General features: G+C 42.3%; 23 protein-coding genes. 12 read left to right on the forward strand and 11 right to left on the reverse strand.

Going from position 1 to position 22,591, the window contains the following annotated elements:
• The first annotated feature begins 12 nt into the window (after positions 1–12).
• Positions 13–1,212, forward strand: coding sequence for an NAD(P)/FAD-dependent oxidoreductase (locus tag MF4642_RS12385; protein WP_078426411.1), 1,200 nt, complete (start codon positions 13–15; stop codon positions 1,210–1,212).
• 22 nt (positions 1,213–1,234) lie between these two features.
• On the opposite strand, the gene MF4642_RS16990 is transcribed toward MF4642_RS12385, so the two are convergent.
• The 4 genes from MF4642_RS16990 to MF4642_RS12400 all read right to left on the reverse strand — a co-directional run bounded on the left by MF4642_RS16990 (position 1,235) and on the right by MF4642_RS12400 (position 3,958).
• Complete coding sequence (locus MF4642_RS16990; RefSeq protein ID WP_162841315.1) at positions 1,235–1,387, reverse strand: hypothetical protein; 153 nt, start codon at positions 1,385–1,387, stop codon at positions 1,235–1,237.
• Positions 1,388–1,554: 167 nt separating this feature from the next.
• Positions 1,555–1,746 (reverse strand): hypothetical protein, encoded by a 192-nt coding sequence (locus tag MF4642_RS12390; RefSeq protein ID WP_078426412.1) that lies wholly within the window; start codon positions 1,744–1,746, stop codon positions 1,555–1,557.
• Positions 1,747–1,809: 63 nt separating this feature from the next.
• A complete protein-coding gene (locus MF4642_RS12395; protein WP_078426413.1) occupies positions 1,810–3,516 on the reverse strand; it encodes a mechanosensitive ion channel in 1,707 nt (568 codons plus the stop codon).
• A 163-nt stretch (positions 3,517–3,679) separates the two neighbouring features.
• Positions 3,680–3,958: a hypothetical protein gene (locus MF4642_RS12400; RefSeq protein ID WP_005399956.1), complete on the reverse strand. Its 279-nt coding sequence runs from the start codon at positions 3,956–3,958 to the stop codon at positions 3,680–3,682.
• Positions 3,959–4,245: 287 nt separating this feature from the next.
• Between MF4642_RS12400 and MF4642_RS12405 the strand changes: the two genes are divergently transcribed.
• The 5 genes from MF4642_RS12405 (at position 4,246) to MF4642_RS12425 (ending at position 8,409) form a co-directional block, all read left to right on the forward strand.
• Entirely contained in the window at positions 4,246–4,668 is a 423-nt protein-coding gene (locus MF4642_RS12405; protein WP_004694572.1) for a hypothetical protein, read from the forward strand.
• A 567-nt stretch (positions 4,669–5,235) separates the two neighbouring features.
• Positions 5,236–6,174 carry a transporter substrate-binding domain-containing protein gene (locus tag MF4642_RS12410; protein WP_078426414.1) on the forward strand — a complete coding sequence of 313 codons (939 nt, stop codon included), beginning with the start codon at positions 5,236–5,238 and terminating at the stop codon, positions 6,172–6,174.
• A gap of 68 nt (positions 6,175–6,242) precedes the next feature.
• Positions 6,243–6,986 carry an amino acid ABC transporter permease gene (locus tag MF4642_RS12415; RefSeq protein WP_004981232.1) on the forward strand — a complete coding sequence of 248 codons (744 nt, stop codon included), beginning with the start codon at positions 6,243–6,245 and terminating at the stop codon, positions 6,984–6,986.
• On the forward strand, positions 6,986–7,669 hold the full coding sequence (locus tag MF4642_RS12420) for an ABC transporter permease subunit (RefSeq protein ID WP_005399959.1): 684 nt from the start codon (positions 6,986–6,988) through the stop codon (positions 7,667–7,669). Before MF4642_RS12415 ends, MF4642_RS12420 begins: the two co-directional genes overlap by 1 nt.
• Before the next feature lie 14 nt (positions 7,670–7,683).
• Entirely contained in the window at positions 7,684–8,409 is a 726-nt protein-coding gene (locus tag MF4642_RS12425) for an amino acid ABC transporter ATP-binding protein (RefSeq protein ID WP_171253719.1), read from the forward strand.
• Between the two features lie 62 nt (positions 8,410–8,471).
• On the opposite strand, the gene MF4642_RS12430 is transcribed toward MF4642_RS12425, so the two are convergent.
• The gene (locus tag MF4642_RS12430) at positions 8,472–9,194 is read right to left on the reverse strand and encodes a carbonic anhydrase (protein ID WP_078426415.1); all 723 of its coding nucleotides are present in this window, start codon (positions 9,192–9,194) and stop codon (positions 8,472–8,474) included.
• 724 nt (positions 9,195–9,918) lie between these two features.
• On the opposite strand from MF4642_RS12430, the gene MF4642_RS12435 reads away from it, so the two are divergent.
• Positions 9,919–11,106 (forward strand): ammonium transporter, encoded by a 1,188-nt coding sequence (locus tag MF4642_RS12435; RefSeq protein WP_058952170.1) that lies wholly within the window; start codon positions 9,919–9,921, stop codon positions 11,104–11,106.
• Positions 11,107–11,176: 70 nt separating this feature from the next.
• On the opposite strand, the gene MF4642_RS12440 is transcribed toward MF4642_RS12435, so the two are convergent.
• Positions 11,177–11,869 (reverse strand): HAD family hydrolase, encoded by a 693-nt coding sequence (locus tag MF4642_RS12440; RefSeq protein WP_078426416.1) that lies wholly within the window; start codon positions 11,867–11,869, stop codon positions 11,177–11,179.
• Positions 11,870–12,033: 164 nt separating this feature from the next.
• Here MF4642_RS12440 and MF4642_RS12445 point away from each other — a divergent pair, with 164 nt between their 5' ends.
• Positions 12,034–12,744 carry a phosphatase PAP2 family protein gene (locus MF4642_RS12445; RefSeq protein WP_078426417.1) on the forward strand — a complete coding sequence of 237 codons (711 nt, stop codon included), beginning with the start codon at positions 12,034–12,036 and terminating at the stop codon, positions 12,742–12,744.
• On the opposite strand, the gene MF4642_RS12450 is transcribed toward MF4642_RS12445, so the two are convergent.
• The 5 genes from MF4642_RS12450 to MF4642_RS12470 all read right to left on the reverse strand — a co-directional run bounded on the left by MF4642_RS12450 (position 12,734) and on the right by MF4642_RS12470 (position 19,339).
• Complete coding sequence (locus MF4642_RS12450) at positions 12,734–14,050, reverse strand: ATP-binding protein (protein ID WP_078426418.1); 1,317 nt, start codon at positions 14,048–14,050, stop codon at positions 12,734–12,736. The genes MF4642_RS12445 and MF4642_RS12450 overlap by 11 nt on opposite strands.
• Positions 14,051–14,052: 2 nt before the next feature.
• Positions 14,053–14,733 carry a response regulator transcription factor gene (locus MF4642_RS12455; protein ID WP_004981249.1) on the reverse strand — a complete coding sequence of 227 codons (681 nt, stop codon included), beginning with the start codon at positions 14,731–14,733 and terminating at the stop codon, positions 14,053–14,055.
• 3 nt (positions 14,734–14,736) lie between these two features.
• The gene (locus MF4642_RS12460; protein WP_078426419.1) at positions 14,737–16,395 is read right to left on the reverse strand and encodes a phosphoethanolamine transferase; all 1,659 of its coding nucleotides are present in this window, start codon (positions 16,393–16,395) and stop codon (positions 14,737–14,739) included.
• A 421-nt stretch (positions 16,396–16,816) separates the two neighbouring features.
• Positions 16,817–17,941: a porin gene (locus MF4642_RS12465; RefSeq protein WP_078426420.1), complete on the reverse strand. Its 1,125-nt coding sequence runs from the start codon at positions 17,939–17,941 to the stop codon at positions 16,817–16,819.
• A 126-nt stretch (positions 17,942–18,067) separates the two neighbouring features.
• A complete protein-coding gene (locus tag MF4642_RS12470; RefSeq protein WP_078426421.1) occupies positions 18,068–19,339 on the reverse strand; it encodes an MFS transporter in 1,272 nt (423 codons plus the stop codon).
• Positions 19,340–19,475: 136 nt separating this feature from the next.
• Between MF4642_RS12470 and MF4642_RS12475 the strand changes: the two genes are divergently transcribed.
• The 4 genes from MF4642_RS12475 to MF4642_RS12490 all read left to right on the forward strand — a co-directional run bounded on the left by MF4642_RS12475 (position 19,476) and on the right by MF4642_RS12490 (position 22,532).
• A complete protein-coding gene (locus MF4642_RS12475) occupies positions 19,476–20,105 on the forward strand; it encodes a 1-acyl-sn-glycerol-3-phosphate acyltransferase (protein ID WP_078426422.1) in 630 nt (209 codons plus the stop codon).
• Between the two features lie 65 nt (positions 20,106–20,170).
• On the forward strand, positions 20,171–21,088 hold the full coding sequence (locus MF4642_RS12480) for a patatin-like phospholipase family protein (protein WP_078426423.1): 918 nt from the start codon (positions 20,171–20,173) through the stop codon (positions 21,086–21,088).
• A 97-nt stretch (positions 21,089–21,185) separates the two neighbouring features.
• Complete coding sequence (locus MF4642_RS12485; RefSeq protein ID WP_078426424.1) at positions 21,186–21,659, forward strand: NfeD family protein; 474 nt, start codon at positions 21,186–21,188, stop codon at positions 21,657–21,659.
• A gap of 15 nt (positions 21,660–21,674) precedes the next feature.
• Positions 21,675–22,532: an SPFH domain-containing protein gene (locus tag MF4642_RS12490; protein WP_004981272.1), complete on the forward strand. Its 858-nt coding sequence runs from the start codon at positions 21,675–21,677 to the stop codon at positions 22,530–22,532.
• Positions 22,533–22,591 lie beyond the last annotated feature (59 nt).

Consider the following 22,591-nt stretch of genomic DNA (forward strand, 5'->3'; position numbering starts at 1 on the left):
CGTGAGTGTGTCATGTCCACAAATCAATATGATGTCTTAGTTTTAGGTGCAGGTGCATCTGGCTTAATGACAGCCTATATGGCAGCTCAACGCGGACGTAAAGTGGTGGTGGTAGAAAAAGCCAATAAAGTCGGCAAAAAAATTCTCATGTCAGGTGGGGGTAAATGTAACTTTACCAATCTGTATGTCGAGCCAAGCAACTTTATTTCACATAATCCACACTTTGTGATTTCAGCCCTCACTCGCTATACCAATTGGGACTTTATTGGGATGGTTTGTGAGTATGGTATTGAATATGAAGAGCGTAAACACGGTCAGCTGTTCACCCTCAAAGGTGCCAAAGAAATTTTAGCCATGCTATTGAGCGAGTGTGAAAAAACAGGTTTGGTCGACATTAAAACCAACTGTGAAGTAAAAGCAATTACCGCACTCGATGAGCAAGGTTTTCAAATTGCCACGACACTAAGGTATTTTGAAGCCGAATCTGTGGTCATTGCGTCGGGTGGTTTATCTATTCCGACCTTAGGTGGCTCAGGTATTGGCTATGAAATTGCAAAGCAATTTGGTCACCATGTTTATCCAACTCGCGCAGGTTTAGTGCCTTTTACCTTTTCAGATAGCTTTAAAGAAGTGACCACACGCTTAAGTGGCAACGCGGTCGATGCGACTTTATCGAATGACTTAAACGCTTTCACCGAAGCCCTTTTATTTACCCATCGTGGGCTCAGTGGGCCAAGCTCGCTACAACTGTCGAATTATTGGGATGTAGGACAAAGCTTCAAAATTGACTTCTTGCCAAATGTGGATTTGCACGACTACTTAAAAGCCAAGAAGCACAGTCAATCCAAAGCCCTGCTGCGTACTTTACTGGGTGAACATTTCCCTAAAAGTGTGGTAGTTGAACTGCAAAACCTCATTTGGCCAGAACTGGCTGAAACAGCGATTGGCCAACTGTCGGATGAAAAACTGGAGCACATTGCAACACGCTTGCATGCGTTTGAAGTCAAACCATCAGGAACTGAAGGCTACCGTACTGCTGAGGTGACTTTAGGCGGTGTAGACACCACTGAAGTTTCATCGAAAACCATGGAAAGTAAAAAGCAAAAAGGCTTGTACTTTGTCGGTGAAATATTGGATGTGACAGGACATTTGGGTGGTTTTAACTTCCAATGGGCATGGTCATCTGCGCATGCCGCATCAGAATATGTTTAAGCCATGTGCTTAAAACTGTAAATTATTCTAAATAGTCCGTGCGTAGCAGTACGCACTGCTTTTGCTTCTGTTGACGGGCAAGCGCTAAGTCCATTTTCGCAATGGCAATATGGACATGGCTCGGCTGGATCACTGAATGTTTCGTCATCAATGTTTTTTTTAATATTTGCATCATCTGTTTTTTCCTTTTTAAACTGCAATTTATAAAAATAAATCGTGAAATTTCCATGCAGCTATCACAAAAGTATAGGCATGTAAGTATTTATAATTTATGAAATATCCATATTCCACATGCATCAAACATACCAAATTAAATTTCATTCCACACTATAGACTTTTGTATTATTTTTCATCAGATTTATCCTCATCACGGCCTTCAGTTGCCGCAGTCGGTATTCTTTCAACATTAGCGTGTGTTGTTGTATCGATCTTCGGTTTTGCAAATACAAATTTATAAGCACTCACAAAAAATCCAACCGTAATACCCGCGATGATGATTGGGGCAAAATATTTATTTGGGGCTTTTTTTGACATGAGCTTACTCCAATAAAAAAAACACCAACCGCCATCAGCGGTCGGTGTTTTAGTGTGATTAATTTAGTCTGGATCTTTGGGGTGAACGTCAATATCTTGTTCAGCTTCACCCGTTGAACCAAAAGGTTTATTTAAAGGTTTATGCACAGGATCGACCTCTGCTGTAGTTGGAATATCATCTGCATGTTGATATTCCTCTGCAACCGTTGGCGTATCCATTTGCTCTTTCAGTGAGGCATGCTCTTCTTTGCCTTGTGCGGATTGTGTGCTTTCAGCTTTGGCCTGATAAAGTGGATTCGGTTGTGTACCTTCTTTTTTGGCTTTATCTAACAAATCGGTCAAAACCCGTTCCGCAGGTTGACGCCCACCGAGGCCAAAAGCCAGTGCAAAAGCAATGGCAACCGCACCCAGCGTTAAGCCAAAGGCCAAGTTTACAATGGAGTCTGCGATACCCATTGCACGCAAGCCCATCGCCAATACTAAGCCAATGATCAAGACACGTACAATGTTCGCCACCCAACGAGAACTGTTGTATTCACCACGTTCAATCACCTGTGCAACCAAGTTCGCCAGCCAGAAGCCCACGCCCAGAATGACTGCACCCAATAGGATGTTTGCACCAAACTGGATAAACATCGCAATCAAACCACTAATCTGTTCAAAACCGAGCCGATTTGCCGCCTCAGAGACCGCAAATAGCATGGTAAAGAACACAATAAAATAACCCACAACACAAGATGCTTTGGTGTTTCCTAAGAAACGTTGCAAGCCAACTTTGTTTGGAATGTCATCTACACCTGTTCCCGACAAGACTTCAACCACAAGGCTTGCAACAAAACGTGACACTACATAGGCCAAAATTAAAATCAATGCCGCCGCAATGATGTGCGGAATCGCATTCATGATTTCATACAGCATGGCCGTCGCTGGTTGAGAAATTGCATCAATGCCTAAAGCTTCAAACGCAATAATCAGCGCTGTGATAATAACCATTGCAAAAACAAAAGATCCGAGCACTTTAGCCAAATCTGAGTTTTTAAACAGTCCTACTTTTTCAACCTGTTTTTGTACATCTAGGCTTCTCAATAAGCCCTCAATAATGCCCCGTACAATTTTGGCTAGAATATAACCTGCAAAAACAATTACACCCGCAATAAAGATATTTGGTAGATACAGTACGGCTTCATTGACCATATTTTGGATCGGAAAGAGCAGCCCAGTCAGACCGAGTATCGACAAAACAATGGGTAAGAATAGTAATAAAATCAACCAATAGACAATTTCACTGATGTTTTGACTCAGCGTACTGACTCCGACATCCTGACTGAGTTTTTCATCTAACTGAGTTCGATCCAATCCTTTTTGTAAACCCACTTTGACCAGCTTTGCCACAATCCAGCCAATAAAGCCCACAGCAACAGCAGCCAACAATTGTGGTATAAACAACAAGAACTGTTGAACCATATTACTAAATGGCCCACTTACACTGGTGAGATTGAGAACATTGAGTGCACCGATCACCGCAATAATCAAGATGAGCCAAAACACAACTCGAGAAATAATATTTTCAATATTCGAGCGATGGCCAGTAGCACTGGAAAGTTTTTGGTTGGTCCCGAGTTTGGTTAAAACCTTTTTCACAGCACCTGCAATCAATAATGCAATAATCCAACCAATGATCAGGATGGCGATTGCGGACAGGATTGGGTGAAACTGGTCCCAATAATACATCGCATCAAATCGACCCTGATGCCCTACATAATCATTCATTTTGTTCTCCCTCTTGTTGTGTCTACATCACAGCGACCTTTGCTCAACTACAGATTTTAGTTTTGAAGTGATTGTCTGCCATGAGGTATGAATGAGAAATGGAATACCTTTTGATGACTGCTAAAGAAAAAACCCCTGTACATTACAAGGGCTTTAGTCACATTTAGCGGTCAGTTGCAGTCGCCGTATTGCTATCGTTGGCTGTCGCTTCGTCACCTGCTGTTGCAGTGGTACTGTTATTTGGTGTTGCAGGCTCTGCACTCGGATTCGGATGTCCTGGAGGCGCCTCATTCGGATTTGGCTTGGTATCTGCAAACATATAAAATAATAATGCGATTAAGAAAATTCCGACCAATGCCAATATATACAAGGGCACGCGTTTTTTCTTCTGCCGCTCCTCTGGCGTTTGTACATGGGACGGTTTATTGAAATCATGTGTCATAGCTCCCCCTCAATTTTCTATTATCAAGTTGTCGAATTCTCATACTAACAACTGCTTGTGTAGCATTGTGTTTCAAAGCATAGTGAGATAGTAAACAAGCGCTTTATTTTAAGTTAAGTTGTTATTTTTTAATGTTTTAAAAACAGTCGCTCATCAATCAATTTAGTGTTAAAAGTCATATAAAAAGTATTTTACCTAGACATAAACAAAAAGAGTCTGGCGAACAGCGTTCTTTAAATGAATTTGCGCTATAATTATGCACCTTGTTTTAGCTGTTTTTGGACTTTATGGCATATCGTCAACAAAGTGTAACGCTTGATTTAGACACTGATGTTACGCACCAATGTCATTTGCACTACACGCGAGACCAACATCTTATTGGTATTATTGAATTTTCTAAGCCTAGTTATATTTTAAAATGGGGTGATCTGGAGTTTTTCCGTCGTCGTACTGAAGAGTTTTCAGTGATGCCTTTTCCTGAATGTGTCAATGCCATGATTATTGACATTCGAAATGTGCAAGCCTTTTTAGATAATGAAACACCCATCATTCCTTGGCGCTTACTGGAAGAAGAATGTCCAGTGCGTTTAGTTGTACCTCAAGACCGTTTAGATCACTATATTGGACTGTTTGAGCCAACATGGCTGACGACTGATATTGAAACGGCTATTTCTGAAATCCGTGAATATATGGATATGTTTGTGCACTAAGCACTTCTTGATACACATCTGCTCATATCCTCTCATTGCGATTGTGCCCTATCATTTGTTCATAACGTACAGTCGCTTTTATTTTTTAGTTTTTAATCCCCTTCGGAAAGTGTAGGACAGTAAACCGAATCTAACTGACCTTTATATACTGCGTCATAAAACGGATCATCTTCAAAATAAAGCACTTTTCTTTGCTATTGCAGTTTTAGCATGTTCTACACGAACAAAATCCATTCTGTCATGCATCCATAACGAAACGCATAGCCAACCCTGTGGCATTAGACATTAGCCTAATAAAATGAATTAGAAAACTTGAAATGGCACGCATTATGCATAATTTTCTTTTTAATATCAGAGGAATATAGCGATGCACTTATTTAAAGCATTATTAACAAAATATTAAAAATCCCTCTTGAGCAGCAAAAGCAATCTCGATTAAGATGCAAACTAAGCTGTAAAAAAATACCATAAAAAGAACATCTTTTGCACAGAATAAAGCTTTAACCCAATTCTGACGTTTTTGATAAAAACAATGCAATTGATGCTGCAAACAAAAGGAGTTTGTACATGACCATGCAACGTAATCTTTCTGCCCTATTTTGTGCACTTGCGCTGAGCCTCAGTGCATGTAGCGACAACAAAGCACCTGCAACGGATGCAGCTAGCACTGGCGCAGATGCTTCACAGTCAGGCACTTTAGATAAGATTAAAAAATCAGGAACCATTGTTTTAGGTTACCGTGACTCCTCTATTCCATTCTCCTATATCGCAGACAACCCAAATCAACCTGTCGGTTATGCACATGATTTACAGCTCAAAGTGGTTGAAGCTGTTAAACAAAAACTAAATATGCCTGATTTAAAAGTTCGCTATAACTTAGTCACCAGCCAAAACCGTATTCCATTGGTTTCAAATGGCACAGTCGATCTTGAATGTGGTTCAACCACAAACAACAAAGAACGTCAGCAACAAGTTGATTTTTCTGTGGGCTTCTTTGAAGTGGGTTCACGTTTACTTACTGCAACCGATTCAGGTGTGAAGGATTTTGCTGACTTAAAAGGCAAAAAATTAGTAACGACAGCAGGAACAACTTCTGAACGCTATATCCGCCAGCATGAAAAAGAACTTGGTATTGGTGAAGTGATTTCTGCTAAAGACCATGCTGAATCATTCTTGATGCTCCAAAGTGGTCGTGCTGCTGCGTTTATGATGGATGACATTTTACTTGCTGGAGAAAAATCGAAAGCCAAAGATCCAAACAAGTGGCACATTGTCGGTACAGCACCAATTCAAGAAGTTTATGGCTGTATGTTGCGTAAAGGTGACACAGGCTTTAAGCAAGTGGTTGATGATGCAATTAAAGCCACTTATAGCTCAGGTGAAATTAACAAGATGTACAACAAATGGTTTGAACAACCAATTCCACCGAAAAACATTAACCTGAACTTTGCTATGTCAGACCAACTTAAAGCCTTAATTGCAAACCCACATGACCGTGATCAGTAAACGATAAGGGAAAGATTAATGTTCACTCAGGCAAAGTTTCTTTGCCTGACCTATTTTAGGGGATTGTCATGAATTATACCTGGAACTGGGGCGTCCTTTGGCAATCCACAGGCGTCGGAGATAGCACCTATCTCAGTTGGATTTTAATTGGTTTAGGCTGGCTGGTTGTTATTGCCATTGTGGCTTGGAGCATTGCAATGGTGCTCGGAAGTATTCTCGGCATTATGCGCACGCTTCCCAATAAAACCGCACGTGCCATCGGCACTGGCTACGTCACCATTTTTCGTAATGTACCGCTACTGATCCAATTATTTATTTGGTTTTATGTGGTGCCGAATTTCTTACCTGGCCCGATCAAGTCATGGTGGATTAACGATTTAAGTGCAGGAACAACAGCGCTGATTTCAGCCAGTATTGGTCTGGGACTGTTTACCGCAGCACGTGTCTGCGAACAAGTCCGTACAGGCATTGAAGCCTTACCTACAGGACAGGTCAATGCAGGTTATGCCATGGGTTTTAGTACCGCACAGCTATACCGCTATGTCATTTTACCGCAGTCCTTCCGTACGATTTTGCCGCCTCTGAGCTCAGAGTTGACCAACTGCGTCAAAAATACTTCTGTAGCCTCTTTAGTTGGGGTCTCCGAGATTATTTCTCAGATGAAAACCATCAGCGAATATACGCAGAACACCATCGAAATCTATACCTATGTCACGATTATTTTCATCGTTATCAACGTGTGCTTAATTACCTTAATGACGCTGCTTGAAAAACGTTTACGTGTCCCAGGTTTAATTGCAGGAGCTAAATAATGGAATGGCTCACCGCATTTACCCATGATTTGCAGTTATCTGCACCCGCCCTATGGCATGGTTTAAGTATCACTTTAAAAGTGGTCATCATCGCCACCATTGGTGGTATTTTCATTGGCACGCTGTTGGCACTAATGCGTTTGTCTTCAATTCGCATCTTGAATTTAATTGCCCAAGGCTATGTCAATTTATTTCGCTCGATTCCTCTGCTGTTGGTATTGATGTGGTTCTACTTTGCTGTACCGTTTATCTACACCACAGTCACTGGAAATTACCTGACCATTGATACCGCTTTGGTCTCAAGTATTGTGGCGTTCATGCTGTTTGAAGCCGCTTATTTCTCGGAAATTGTACGTGCAGGGATTCAATCGATTCCTAAAGGACAGTCTGCCGCGGCTTATGCACTAGGCATGACCTATGGTCAGTCCATGCGCTTAATCATTTTGCCGCAAGCCTTTCGTAAAATGACACCGCTGCTGTTACAGCAAACCATCATCTTGTTCCAAGACTCGACCATGGTGTACGCCATTGGCCTACTCGACTTTTTCCGCACCAACTACGTGCGGGGCGATTTGATGTCTCTATTAACGCAATATATTTTATTTGCAGGCCTAGTGTATTTCACCATCAGTATGCTAGCCACATATGCAGTAAAACGATTACAAAGGAGGTTAAGCGTATGAGCGACCAAAAAGTAATGATTGACCTCCAAAATGTCAGTAAATGGTATGGCGATTTTCAAGTATTAACCGATTGCACCACACAAATTTGCCAAGGTGAAGTGGTGGTGGTCTGTGGTCCATCCGGCTCAGGCAAATCGACCCTGATTAAAACAGTGAATGGACTGGAAGATTTCCAACAAGGTCAAATCACAGTCGATGGAATTCCCATCAAAGACCCGAAAACAGATTTGACCAAATTACGCAGTCGTGTAGGTATGGTGTTTCAGCATTTCGAGTTATTTCCACATCTCAGCATTACTGAAAATTTAACCATTGCCCAAATTAAAGTATTGGGACGCTCTGAAGCTGAAGCGAAAAAGAAAGGCTTAGGCTATTTAGAACGGGTTGGGCTGAGTGCACATGCACATAAATTTCCAGCACAACTTTCAGGTGGACAACAGCAACGTGTCGCAATTGCCCGCGCCTTAAGTATGGATCCGATTGCCATGTTGTTTGATGAGCCGACATCGGCACTTGACCCTGAAATGATTAATGAAGTTCTTGATGTGATGGTCGAGTTGGCACATGAAGGCATGACCATGATGTGTGTCACCCATGAAATGGGCTTTGCCCGTCAAGTGGCCAACCGTGTGTTGTTTATGGATCAAGGTAAAATTGTCGAAGACTGTAGCAAAGATGATTTCTTTAACACCAAACGTGGCGATCGCGCTCAACAGTTCTTAGACAAGATCTTGCACTAGCACAGACGGGTTATCCCACATTAAAAAAGCAGATCACACGATCTGCTTTTTTAATTCACGCTCTAGTCTAAAACCAAGCGCGAATTGGTGGCTTGAACAGGACGATTATTCGGATACCCCATCAGTGCAGCGAAGTTTGCGATTTGCTGTGCTGATGCCTGCTGAATATCTTTTAAGACCACCCAACGTACACCTTCAGTACACGGCGGTGTCGTGAGCGAACCATTAAAACGGTAGTACTCGCGATGTGTCGGCAGAAATTGATCTGCGTTTAAATTGAGTGCTTTCTGGGGTTGCCTGTACTGCTGCCACAGTCCATCAAGTGCTTGATTCTTTTTCCCTTGTTCATACATCACCGCAACCACAGCCAGCTCTCCTTTTTCAGAAGCATGGACTAAATGTAATTCCATCGGAAAACTTTTGCCGTGAATCGTATTTTCAGAAGGGCTATGTAAATGCATTTGTAATAATTGAAATCGCTCTCCCTCTAAACTTAAATAACTGCCTTGATGAAAATTGGCTTGTAAAGTATGAGGGAGCTTCACGATACTCGTTGCAGCCGTTTTATAATCAAAATCAAGTGGCGCAAGGTCTGCTGAAATCACATGCTCAATATTAATGGGCGATTGATTATGCCCCGCACAAGTTTGGTATTTGGTGTTGAGCTGACTCCAATACTGCGGTGCTGTTTGTGCTTGATAACCCCAATCCGAAGTTACTTCACTACTGGCCCAAGCCATCACACATGGGAGACCAAACAATGTTGCTATTAGTTTTTTCTTCATCATAATCCATCAAAAAATATCAGTTTAAAACGCCCCAATATCCTCTAAGAAATCACGCTCAAGCAGCAAAACCTAAAATGCCAATTCTGCCTCCTTGTCTGTGTTTTTTGTGCAAACTCTGTAATCATGACTTTGCAGCAAAAAGCCAATATTGCCCGACTATTTTGTCTCGTTGTAGATGTAAAACGATGAAATAGGACTGATCATATATGACAATAATTACAATTAATTACATATAGTTATGTGATTATTCATGTTTTATCTGTGATAAATTAAAATAAGAATGAGAAAATACAATCATGTTTAAAAACTTTCACTGATGCGCAATCAGCACGCACATTTCATGGCATGAGCGTTCCAAAAGAGAACAAAGCAACGGAGACTCAGCTCACAATAGCTGCTAACCGAATTTTTTATCATTTTTTTGTGTTGCTACTTTTTGGGTTTCACTCAAAAGACAAAATATATACCTGTATATTTAAAATAAAGAAACTTAGATAAACATAATATATTCATAAACTTAATATTAACTTATATTTTAACCCATGCACCACTGCAATGCACAAACACCATCATGGTGCATACTTTTGCTTTATATCGAGTCTTGTTATTTTTAAGCAAAACTTAATCAATATTTCCTTTTTGCTGAGATCTTCACGAAATTACAGGCATCAGTATACTGAGTTTCTTTTTGCAAAATTTTGCACTCAAATGGAACCTAAACATGCAAAATATTGACTTACTTTTTCTTCTTCTTGGTGCGGTTTTAGTCCTTGCCATGCATGCGGGCTTTGCTTTTTTAGAACTAGGGACAGTTCGTCATAAAAATCAAGTCAACGCTTTAAGCAAAATTTTAACGGACTTTTCACTTTCCGCAATTGCCTACTTCTTTGTAGGTTATTACATTTCCTATGGACATCATTTTTTCCATATCGGAGATACCTTAGCGGCGGATCATGGCTATAACCTGATGCGCTGTTTTTTCCTGCTCACTTTTGCGGCCGCAATTCCAGCCATTATTTCAGGCGGTATTGCCGAGCGTGCTAAAATGCGCTCACAAGCGATTGCAACCGTGTTATTGGTGGCCTTGGTTTATCCTTTCTTTGAAGGAATCGCATGGAATGGCAACTTTGGTTTACAGCAATGGCTACAAGACACTTTCGGCGCAAGTTTCCATGACTTCGCAGGTTCAGTGGTGGTACATGCTATGGGAGGATGGATCGCTCTGGCTGCGGTGGTTCTACTCGGTGCACGTGATGGTCGCTACAAAAAAGATGGCCGTGTCAGTGCGCATCCTCCTTCGTCTATTCCGTTCTTGGCTCTAGGTTCATGGATTTTGATCGTCGGTTGGTTCGGCTTTAATGTGATGAGTGCGCAGCGTTTAGATGCAATTTCAGGACTGGTCGCGATTAACTCACTTATGGCCATGGTTGGCGGTACTTTGGCAGCTAACTTCGCAGGAAAAAATGACCCAGGCTTCTTACACAATGGCCCTTTAGCGGGTCTCGTTGCCATTTGCGCAGGTTCGGATGTCGTACATCCGATTGGGGCATTGGTGATTGGCGCTATTGCTGGACTGATTTTTGTCAAACTTTTCACCTACACCCAAAACAAGCTGAAAGTCGATGATGTGCTCGGTGTATGGCCTTTGCACGGCGTATGTGGTGCCTTTGGTGGGCTTGCAGTCGGGATCTTTGGTCAAAAATGGCTTGGTGGTTTGGGCGGTGTTGCGATGATGTCACAGCTGATTGGTACGCTCTTAGCAATAGGTATAGCTGTTATTGGTGGATTGGTGGTCTATGGCGCTTTAAAAGCCACGATGGGCATCCGTTTAAGTCAAGAAGATGAATTTCGCGGTGCAGATTTATCTATTCATAAAATCTCTGCCAACTCAGATGACAGTATGTTCTAAACACATTTCCACTTTAATGCGGCTCACATGGGCCGCTTTTTTTATTCGTATTCAAAATTATAAGAGGCTTTTAGCACTCTAAATAATCAAAAATCTCAGACAATGCCGTGATACTTGGTGCAGACATCTGTACTGAAGGAACATGAAAGCCTGATAACCAGAGTGCTTGCATTCCTGCCTGCTGTGCACCTTGTACATCATTAATAGGATGATCACCGATAAATAAGCACTGCTCCACGTCGACAGCCAGTTGCTGTGCGGTGTCAATAAAAATATCAGCTTGGGGTTTGGCTTGACCAAACAATCCAGAGCTATTGATCACATCAAAATAATGCTGAAAGCCCAAACCATTTAATATAGACAGCCGTGTGGCATGACCGCCATTTGAAATAATGGCGAGTTTATATCCTGCTTGCATTAGACGGGTCAGCGTTTGTTCAGCCTCAGGCATCGCCACTGCACTGGAACCAAACTGAACAAACCAAAAATTGCTTAACGCTTCTAAATGTGGAGGCACCTGCCAGTTTAACTCCTGTAGCAACGCATAAGCCACTGAAGCACCGATGCTGGGATGAGTTAAATACTCTTTTAAGGGATAGCCACCATTGTCGATCCGATTCACAATCGACTCAATCTGCTCCACATCAACGCAGTTAAGTTGGCTTTGATAAGTATCGGCAAGATCTTGACTAAAGGCCGCAACACTTCGCCCACGATGCGTCAAGGTATTATCCAAATCAAATAGAACAGCACGTATCGACATGTTTAAACCTCATGTGTTTGAGAGCAAATGTAACACTGAACCGACACTTTGTATTCGCCTTAAAGCGATAACCAAAGTACAGATCATGCTAAAGCCGATGAAACAGGGTTTATGTTAAGCCTCGTTTAAGCTGACGCTGTTGGAATAGCGCTTATTTTCAGAACATGGCCTCACTTGTGTCGGATCAGCAACGTTTTTTCATCCTTCAGTTTTTTATTTTGACGCTGGGTTTTGCCATATTGTGGCTGCTCTTCCCTGTGGCGGGCACCATCGACTTACAACTGATTCACCCCTTTATGGATCAAACTGGTCATTTTCCACTAAAGCGCGACTGGGCCTTAGCAGAACTGAATCATCGTTATGTCAAAGACATCATCATCGCGGTGTATGTGATTTATTTACTGAAATGGCTCGCTTCGTATAAATGGGCTACGTTCAAGCCCCAGCGTTGGCAAAATGGTTATTTCATTGGCTTAGTCCTCATCAGTACCAGCCTCATTGGTATTTTAAAATCACAATCTGCGCATGCCTGCCCATGGGACATGACACTGGCCACAGCACATGATTTCTTTTGGGACTTATCAGCCAGCGCAGGACATTGCTTCCCTGGAGGACATGCCGCAACAGGTTTTGCACTCTTTGTGGGATATTTCGTATACCGTCTAAATGAACCCAAACGCGCGTGGTTTTATTTGCTTGCTGCCCTGATTTTAGGCTTTGTCATGGGTTGGGCGCAAATGATGCGGGGTGCGCATTTCCTTAGTCACAATTTATGGACGGCATGGGTGATTTGGCTGGTCAATGTACTGGCATATGCGCTGTGTTATAAACAGTTTACACTGTCCAGCCCAACTCAAGCCGAAACTACAACTTAAAGATCACTTGAACTTGTAAGCCGCCCAATCCTGCACTTTGTCCAAAGTGCAGTTTGGCGCCAATTTTTTCTGCGGCTTTATCGACAATGGATAAACCCAATCCACTGCCGACTTCCAGATGGTGATGTACGCGATAGAAACGCTTTAAAATATGATCATAAAGTTCTGGCGCAATGCCCGGTCCACTGTCTTCAATTTGAACAATGGCTTGCTGATCTTGCTGATAAATGGAGACATTAATCACGCCCTGTTCAGGCGTATATTTAATCGCATTATCCAAGAGATTATAGACAATAGAATGTAAGGCTGAACTTTGAGTTTCTAGCCAAAGTTCTTCATGCTGTTCCAAGCCTAAATCGATGCTTTTGGCTAGCGCCAGCTCCATCAGTTGCTCCATACATTCAACCGCCACATCACTTAGCCCTAGCCTTTGTGTCGGTTCTAAACTTGGTAAGGAAGCATCCTGTTTCGCCAAATTGAGCAGTTGTGATACCAAATGTTGAGTCCGAATTAAGCTTAAACTTAGGTTTTTTAATGCTTGGTGTTCTGGAAACTCATGCAGCAAAATTTTCATTTGCAAATTCAGTGCTGTAATAGGGGTTCTGAGCTCATGCGCTGCGTCGGCAATAAATTGCTTTTGTTCTTTTTGCGACAGCGAAATGCGTTCAAATAAACGATTCATTTCATTAATGGTCGGAAGAATTTCCAGTGGATAACCGTCTGGACGAATCTCACTCAGTTCATATGGTTCACGCTGTGCAAGTTCCGCTTTAAACTCATCTAAGGGCTTTAGACTACGCCCAATAATCCAACTCAGTCCCCATAAAGCCAAAGGCATAAACAGTAAATATGGAATCAACATATTGGCCGCCAGCTCTAAAGCCAGCTTTTGTCTTACACTGCGCTGCTGACTGACTTGAATTTGATACTTTTCTGTTGGCAGCACATAGGTATTCCATAAGCCTTGTGCTGTATGGTGAGTATAAAATCCTGCTTTTTTGACAGGTTGTATTAATAAATCAAACTCATGTTGCCGTTGTTCAGGCAGTCCATACGACCAGACATCTACAAATAAATCTTCTTCGTGATAGTGTCTGTCCGCTTCAAACTCACTCTTAATTGGAGCGGGATCATGCTCTGCAACACGCTCAGCCAAATTACGCATTTGCGCATCGAGGATCTCATTGGTCTCTTCAAGTGCAATGCGATACGCTGCAATCACTAACAAACACCCCATCACAATACTAAATAAAGAGGTATAGGTAATCAGTTGACGCTTTAAGGAAACAGGAGTCGACTTCGCCATCGTTATGCTTCAACCTGCCCCAAACGATAGCCTAAACCTCGAATGGTACGTATAAAGTCTTTGCCAAGTTTGGCACGCAAATGGTGAATATAAACTTCAATGGTATTGCTATTAATTTCCGAATCAAGGTCATAGAGCTTTTCTTCCAAATTGGTTTTGGAAAAAATTTTATTGGGATGACTGACCAGAGGAATTAAAATAGCCCATTCACGGTTCGACAAATCAATGGTCTGCCCTTTGTACTTGGCTAAGTGCAAATCTTCATCTAACTCTAGACCTGCATAACTCAAAGTCTGGCTTTGCTTTTGCTGTTTTAACGCGCCACTACGACGTAATAGCGCGTGAATACGTGCTAGCAACTCATCAAACTCATAAGGTTTGATTAAGTAATCATCCGCCCCTTGGTTTAAACCATCGACTCGGTTTTGTAATTGATCTCGTGCCGAAATAATCAACACAGGCAAAGTCGGATAAAGCGAGCGAATATTTTTTAGGACCTGCATCCCATCCATCATCGGTAGTCCCAAATCCAACAACACCACATCAAATGGATATTGTTGTAATTGCTTTAAACCATCAAAACCATTGTTGACCCACACCACATCAAACTGCTGATAACGCAGCAGCGTTTGTGTGGACTCTGCAATCATAAAATCATCTTCAATAATCAATATTTTTGACATGGTCTAAGCGCTCGCTTTGGTCGCAGTACAGTGTTCTAACATATTATTTTTTGAATCAATCACCGTACTTTTTACCCCAAGTAAACTCAGTAAGCTTGGGAACAAATGATCTTGGCTTAATTCTTGGCTTTTTTGTTGCCCTAAGCAAGCGATTTGTTGCGGATTCTGCTTTTGCCATGTTTCTGAAAACCACATCAGCATCGGTACGTGGGTCTGTTGGCTTGGTGCAATGGCATAAGGTGAACCATGTAAATACAGCCCATGTTCACCAGTCGACTCACCATGGTCAGATAAATACCAAAAACCTGTTTCAAAGTTTGAGTTTTGCTTTAATACACCAATCAGTTGACTCAACACATGGTCGGTATAAAAAATGGAGTTGTCATAACTATTTTTCAGCTGTTCAGGTGTGCAGGCTTGAATGGCATTGGTTTCACACATCGGTTGGAAAGGCTGAAACTTAGGCGTTGAACGCTTATAGTAAGCTGGTCCATGACTGCCCATTTGGTGTAACACAATTAAACGTGGCGTTTTATCATCAGCCGCAATACCAGCCATATAGGCTTTTAAGCTATCCACCAAAATTTCATCGGTACATTCGCCATCGGCTGAACACCATTTTTTCTGTATCGGTTCTGGAATTTTATACTGTTCAACCCGATCACAAACGCCTTTACAGCCAGAGTTATTGTCAATCCATGTCACTTTGTAACCAGCACGCTGTGCAAGATCTAATAAACCTTCACGGTGGTGCGCTAACTGTGCATCGTAGTTTTCACGTGGCATGCCTGAAAACATACAAGGCACTGAAACTGCAGTGGCTGTCCCGCAAGAACTGACTTGATTAAAGTTGATGACATTGAGTTTTTCCAGCTCAGGGTTAGTCTTTTTCGCATAGCCATTTAAAGAAAAACTTTCTGCACGTGCCGTTTCACCGACCACCAAAACCATCAATTTCGGCAAGTTTTGCTGTCCGACTTGCTTCACCAAATGGGCATCTTCACCATAAGTCACCAACGGTAAATGCTGCTGTGGTCGATTTTTTTTATAATATGACAGCGTTGAACTGATCGCATTTTGCGGTGAAATCATCCCTTTGAGATCACGATGCTCACGGAAAATCGCGGCATAATCAACAAAGAAAATAAACAACATGCCTGCAATCAGCAAAATAGAAACTGCACTGCCGAAGAGCTTGTGCAATAACACGGTTTTAAAAGGATCACGGCGGATTTTGACCTTAAATAAGATGACTAAAGGTAGTACTACCATCGCCCCAATCCACAGTACAAGACGCCATGACAACAAGTCGCGCACTTCATTACCATCGGTTTGCATCATGTTTTGGATCTGATCTGGTGTGATCGAAACGCCTAAACTATTGACAAAATATGCACTCATTCCACCAATGATGATCAATAACGCAGCCACCCCTTTAGCCATCGGTCGCCACTGTAACAGTTGAAAAACCAAATGATAAAAAGCCAACACCACCAAAACAGTAGCGCCGATAAAGGCATAAGCTTTGAAACCATGATACGGTGTAAGCAACTGAACTTGCTTATAGAACATCACGTTTAAAACCACGGCTAACCACAGCGCCAAATATACGTTAAAGCGCGAAAGTGAAACTTCTTTAAAAATAGACTGCAAATTGAACATTTTAAATCATGTCTTGCTGAGCGGATGCCCCAATGTAGTTTTCTAAACTTAAAACTCGCTTAAATAAAAAAGGCACTGTGGTCGAATATATAAAGTCATACCGATCAGTTAAGCAATCAGATACCCTTTTTGAGCCCCCCAATATATTTGATATACGTAAGCGTCATCCGCAACCTGCATGTCCATTTAAAAGGAATGTTTTTGCAAAATGATCATTTAAATGTAGAAAAGAAAAAGGTTTTGCGGAAGACAAATGTTTTTGGTTCTTTTGGCTCAACCAAAGAACGGACGAGCTCCAAATATTGAATTTTAAAATACGAAGATTCCATCGTAAACGACAAAAAATTAAGGAGCTTCTATAAAACTCCTTAACTCATTCGCATTAATCTTTAGAGACTTTGCCCTTTCTATTACTTAAACATTAAAATTTGTACTCGATGCCCGTACCTACTACAGGTTGTTTGGTTTCAAATGATGCTTGTTCAAGCGTCAAAATCCCTGCGTAACCATAAACTTTGACTTGCTTGGTAAAGGCATAATCAGCACCTGCAATAAACTGCTGTGCATCAAAGTCATCTTTAGATGTTTTAAAGCTGGTTGAGTTTTGACTGTACTGCGCTTTCACTGTCCAAGCTTTGGCAGTCGGTAAGTTATATTCAGCCCCAACCAACCAGCCTTGTGCGTCGTCTATGGCAGCCGCAGCAGCATCATTGCCTTGTACATCCGCCACTTCAGAAGTTTGATATAAGGCTTTCAATGCCAAACCATTATTCAGATTTACTCGACCAATGGCACGCAAAGTATCAGCTGCGGCAAAAGCACTGCCAGCCACCCCGCCAGTCACCTCAGGCGCTGAAGCATTCAAAGTGCCACGTCCTGCAAAGGTTGACGGAATGGCCTTATCATAACCAATCCCTGCAACAAACTTTTTACTGTCATAGACTACTGATGCTGACCAAGCATCGCCCAGACCACGCCCTGCAACTTTTGCCCCGCCTTTAGACTTTTCAATACCACCAGCTTCACCTGTTGCTAACAGTGCCGCAGCTTTCAGTTTACCTGCGCCCACTCCCCAAGCAGGTGTTTCATAAACCAGCACGTTATCGACTCGGTTTTCACCCGTGAAAATCCCCGCCACATCGGTTTTGTTGGCCACATAGTTATTAAAGGTATCTACCACTGAAGACAGTTGTTTAACAGGGGTATCAATTTTACCGACTTTCAATGTACCCAATTTCTGGTCTTGTAAGCCAACGAGTAAATTACGCGGAACGAAAGTATCGGTGCTACCGCCATTGTCCACATAGAAAGTAAATTCAGCTTGGTATAGTGCATTTAAGCGATCTGTCAGCTTCTCTTCACCTTTTAACCCCAAAAACGAGCTGTTAGAGTTCAACTCGACCACATCGCGGTCTTTATTTGGCGAGGCATTGTCTTCAGGTAAATAATCGGCCGTGACATCAATTTCACCATAAAAAGTAGGTGCTGCGAATGTTACCCCTGCCACTAAACTTAAAGCGATTGCGGCTGCAATTTGTGTTTTCATTATCAAAATATCCTACGGTAAATTTGTTACAAATATTACCGTTCAGACATATATGACAGAACAATTAAAAAATTATTTAGTTATATTTTTTAATTGTTTATGCCACTATTTAGCACTTTTTATGATTTATTTATGAATGAATTTTGAAAGGTCTGAATGCATCGCAATGCCACGCCATTTGAAGATAAACCACAGGCTCAACATCGCAATGACTACAATCATACACAGATAATTAAAATAGCCGAGCCAATCTCCCAATAGACCGCTCACACTATACAAACCACCACTGACGGTGGCCATCAGCGCCACTTGAAAAGTAAAGTCCGTACCTGCCAGATGTTTACGACTGTACTGCATCACTAGGGTGAGCATGACCACCAACAGCATCGATGAGGTCATATCTTCAAAGGCATTGATCAGATAAATCAGCCACGGCTGAATACTGTGCTGGTTTTCATATTGAAAGGCTAACCATGTATAAGCCGCCAGACTGAATATTTTTAGCACCGAATACAGCACTAAAGCCGTGGCACGGCGAATCAACTTCAAACTATAGCCCGCAAGTCCTGCACCGATTAAGGCGGCACATGCACCTAGCATGGTGACATAAAGCCCTATCTGAGAAAAACTCAGACCCAAATCGACCATCAAAGGCTTCAAAAGTGGCCCTGCTAAACCATCCGCTATTTTAAAGCTCAATAGCACTGCTAACCATGCTACGAGTACGGGACTCTGGACAAAATAAGCCAAATAGTTTTTGATCTGCTGGAGATTAAAAGGTGTGGTCTGAGCTTCTGAAACAGCTCGATGCTTTGGCTCTGGATAAATTAAAATCGGCAGCGTGTTTATAAAGACCATTGCCGCCAGCATCAAAAAAGTGCTCTGCCAACTCAGCCAATCTAATGCCCACAAGATTGCCCCACCACCGACAATAAAACCCAGACGCGATCCAATCACCTGAAAGGTATTGCCCCAGTGCTGTTGCTCCCCTTTTAAAATATTGACCGCCAATCCATCGGTTGCTATATCTTGCGTTGCCCCGAGCAAATTCATACTCAGGAGACCCACAAAGAAAGCCCATAAATAAATAGGTTGATTTAATCCATCAATCGGGAGGAAAGATAGTCCGATCAGCACCAGCACCGTAAGAAACTGCAATGGAATAATCCAACTACGATAGTGGCCGAAACGGGTGATCCCAAAACGATCTAACACAGGTGCCCAAAACACTTTGATCGACCACGGCAACATCAGCAGTCCGAAGCCCCCAATCTGTGCCAATGACACACCCTGTGCTCTTAAAATGACAGGCAAGGCATGGGTCATAAACCCAACAGGTAAGCCCTGCGCCCAATACAATGAAAACAGCAAAATATATACATTGCGAGTCTGTAGCATGCTGTTCCTATATACATGGATTGGTCAAAATGTTCATCTGAGATCGCTATCCGTTCACTTTTTTTGCCAATGAATTCAAGCTGATCAGTGCTTATGATGAGATCATATACATCTTGGTCGATTGAGTATAATAACAATGAACCCATATTTTCCAGAACTACCAGATCAAGTTCCAAGTCGTAACTCATCTGCATTCACTCGCGCTATTTTTAAGCAACTCTATTTGGCGCAAGGTTGGCGCTTTGTTGGCGAATTTCCCAACCTCCCCAAAGCCGTTGCAATTATCTCGCCGCATACCTCCAATATCGATGCATGGCATGGTTTTACGGTTCTGTTGGGCTTAGGCCTGCAAATCACTATTTTTGGCAAGAATAGTTTGTTTCATACCCCACTGAAACCGTTACTTGAGTGGATTGGCGTGATTCCAGTCAATCGTAGCCATGCCCAAGGGTTAACCCAAGACATTATCGATATTATTCACAGCAAAGAAAAAATTTGGGTCGGTATGGCGCCTGAAGGCACACGTAAGCAAGCCGAAGCCATCCGTAGTGGCTTTTATCGCATTGCGTATGGTGCACAGATTCCAATTGTGATGTTTTCCTTTGACTATGCGCAAAAAACTATTCACTGCTTGGGCGTATTTCATCCTACTGGGCATTTTGAGCAAGACCTAGAGCATATTTTAGATCTGTATATCGGCAAATTTTCAGCCAAGAACCCAAAATGGTTGGCCAAGCCTTTACAAAAACGCTTAAAAAATAGCTAGTAAATCAAGGTCGAATCTGCTGAGATGTGCACCATTATTTGTTTTACGTTTTAGTACTTTTGACCATGAATTTTGCTCGTTTATCTCTGATTGGTGCACTCACACTGACTATGGCAGGATGTGATCTTGCATCAAAGAAAACACCAACAACAACTCCCATTCAAGCCCGTGAACCTGTGATTGCGATTGCACTCGGGGGTGGCGGTGCCAAAGGTTTTGCACACATTGGGGTGCTTAAAGTTTTAGAGTCGCATGGTATTAAACCTAAAATTGTCACGGGAACCAGTGCGGGAAGTTTTGTAGGTAGTATCTATGCCAGTGGTAAAACGCCTTTCCAACTTCAGCAAATTGCCTTGACCTTAAAAGAATCGGACATTCGAGACTTAACCCTCAACTCCCAAGGGTTTGTTCAAGGTCAAAAGCTGCAAGACTATGTCAACAAACACGTCGGCAACAAACCGATTCAACAGTTCCCTATCCGCTTTGCTGCGGTGGCGACCCGTCTTGATACTGGACGTAAAGCCGACTTTATCAAAGGCAATGCAGGCCAAGCAGTACGTGCCTCATGCAGTATTCCGAACGTTTTTGTCCCTGCAGTGATTGGTGGAACCAAGTATGTTGATGGCGGTCTGGTCAGCCCAATTCCAGTCAAAACAGCCAAGGACATGGGCGCGGATATTGTAATTGCGATTGATATTTCAGCTCGTCCTGTCGGCAACAAACCCCTCAATATGTGGGGCTTGCTCGACCAGACCATTAATATTATGGGGCAGCAAAGCATCAATGAAGAATTGAGCCAAGCGACTGTAGTGATTCAACCCAAAGTCGGACACTTGGGCACTTTGGACTTAAAAGCCAGCAATCAATCTATTTTAGAAGGTGAAAAAGCCGCGCAGCTCAAAATTAAATCGATCGAAAAAGCCATAGGCGATTTTAAAAAGACCCCAGCTGCTTTTAAACCTGCGCCTAAAGCCAAATTCTAAAAAATTTGATTTTTAATATTCAAAGACTTATTCATCTGCTAAATTGATATAGATGCTTCTGCATCTATATCCCTATAACGAATATATGAGTAGATGTATGGAATTTGCTTTTGAACCTTGGCACTGGTTTGTATTGGGCGTTCTGTTAATGTTATCAGAGCTGATTCTGCCTGCTTTTGCCGCATTGTGGTTCGGTATTGCGGCCATTATGGTCGGTATTTTGTACTGGATGTTCCCCATGATGGGTGTTACCACGCAGTTTGTGACGTGGATTATTTTGTCGATTTTATGCACTTTACTTTGGTTTAAATTTATTAAACCGCTTTCGACTGACAAAACCACAGCAGGACTGTCTCGCGAAGCAACCATCGGTCAAATTGGCATGGTGATTCAAGCGAGTCCTGAAAATGAACACATTCGCGTTCGCTTTCCCATTCCAGTACTCGGTTCAGATGAATGGAACTGTCGTACTTTAGATAAAGTCCACGTCGGCGACCGAGTGCGTGTCGTTGAAATACTGGGCAATGATTTAATGGTCAAAGCACATCTCTCAACCAACGAAAATAGATAAAAGTGAGTTAAGCATATGTCTGGTGGATTTATTGTCGTTTTAGCAATTTTGGCTTTTGCCGCTGTCACCATTTTTAAAGGTGTCCGTATTGTTCCACAAGGTTATAAATGGATCGTGCAACGTCTGGGTAAATACCATACCACGTTGAATCCAGGTCTCAACTTTGTGATTCCTTATGTCGATGAAGTGGCTTATAAAGTGACGACCAAAGACATTGTATTAGATATTCCCTCTCAAGAAGTGATTACCCGCGATAATGCCGTTTTGCTCATGAATGCAGTGGCCTATATCAACATCACCACTCCTGTAAATGCCGTCTATGGAATTGAAAACTATACATGGGCCATTCAAAACTTAGTGCAAACCTCACTGCGTTCAATCGTTGGTGAAATGGATCTCGATGATGCGCTATCATCTCGTGATCACATTAAAGCCAAACTTAAAGCAGCCATTTCGGATGATATTTCAGACTGGGGCATTACCCTCAAAACCGTTGAAATCCAAGACATTCAACCCTCTTCAACCATGCAAGCCGCAATGGAAGCGCAAGCGGCAGCTGAGCGTCAACGTCGTGCGACCGTGACCAAAGCAGACGGTGAAAAACAAGCAGCGATTTTAGAGGCAGACGGCCGTTTAGAAGCGTCTCGTCGTGATGCAGAAGCACAAGTGGTCTTAGCGGAGTCTTCTCAGCGTGCCATTGAAATGGTCACTTCGGCTGTGGGCGACAAGGAAATTCCTGTGGCTTACTTGTTGGGCGAACAATATGTCAAAGCGATGCAAGACATGTCTAAATCGAACAATGCTAAAACAGTGGTGTTGCCAGCCGATATTTTAAGTACCATCCGTGGTGTTATGGGACGTAAAGACATCTAACTGATGCTTGGTTTCATTGAATGAGGACAGCTTTCGAGCTGTCTTTTTTATTGTGGTTG

It is taken from the genome of Acinetobacter sp. MF4642, from assembly GCF_002018925.1.
Taxonomy (GTDB): domain Bacteria; phylum Pseudomonadota; class Gammaproteobacteria; order Pseudomonadales; family Moraxellaceae; genus Acinetobacter; species Acinetobacter johnsonii.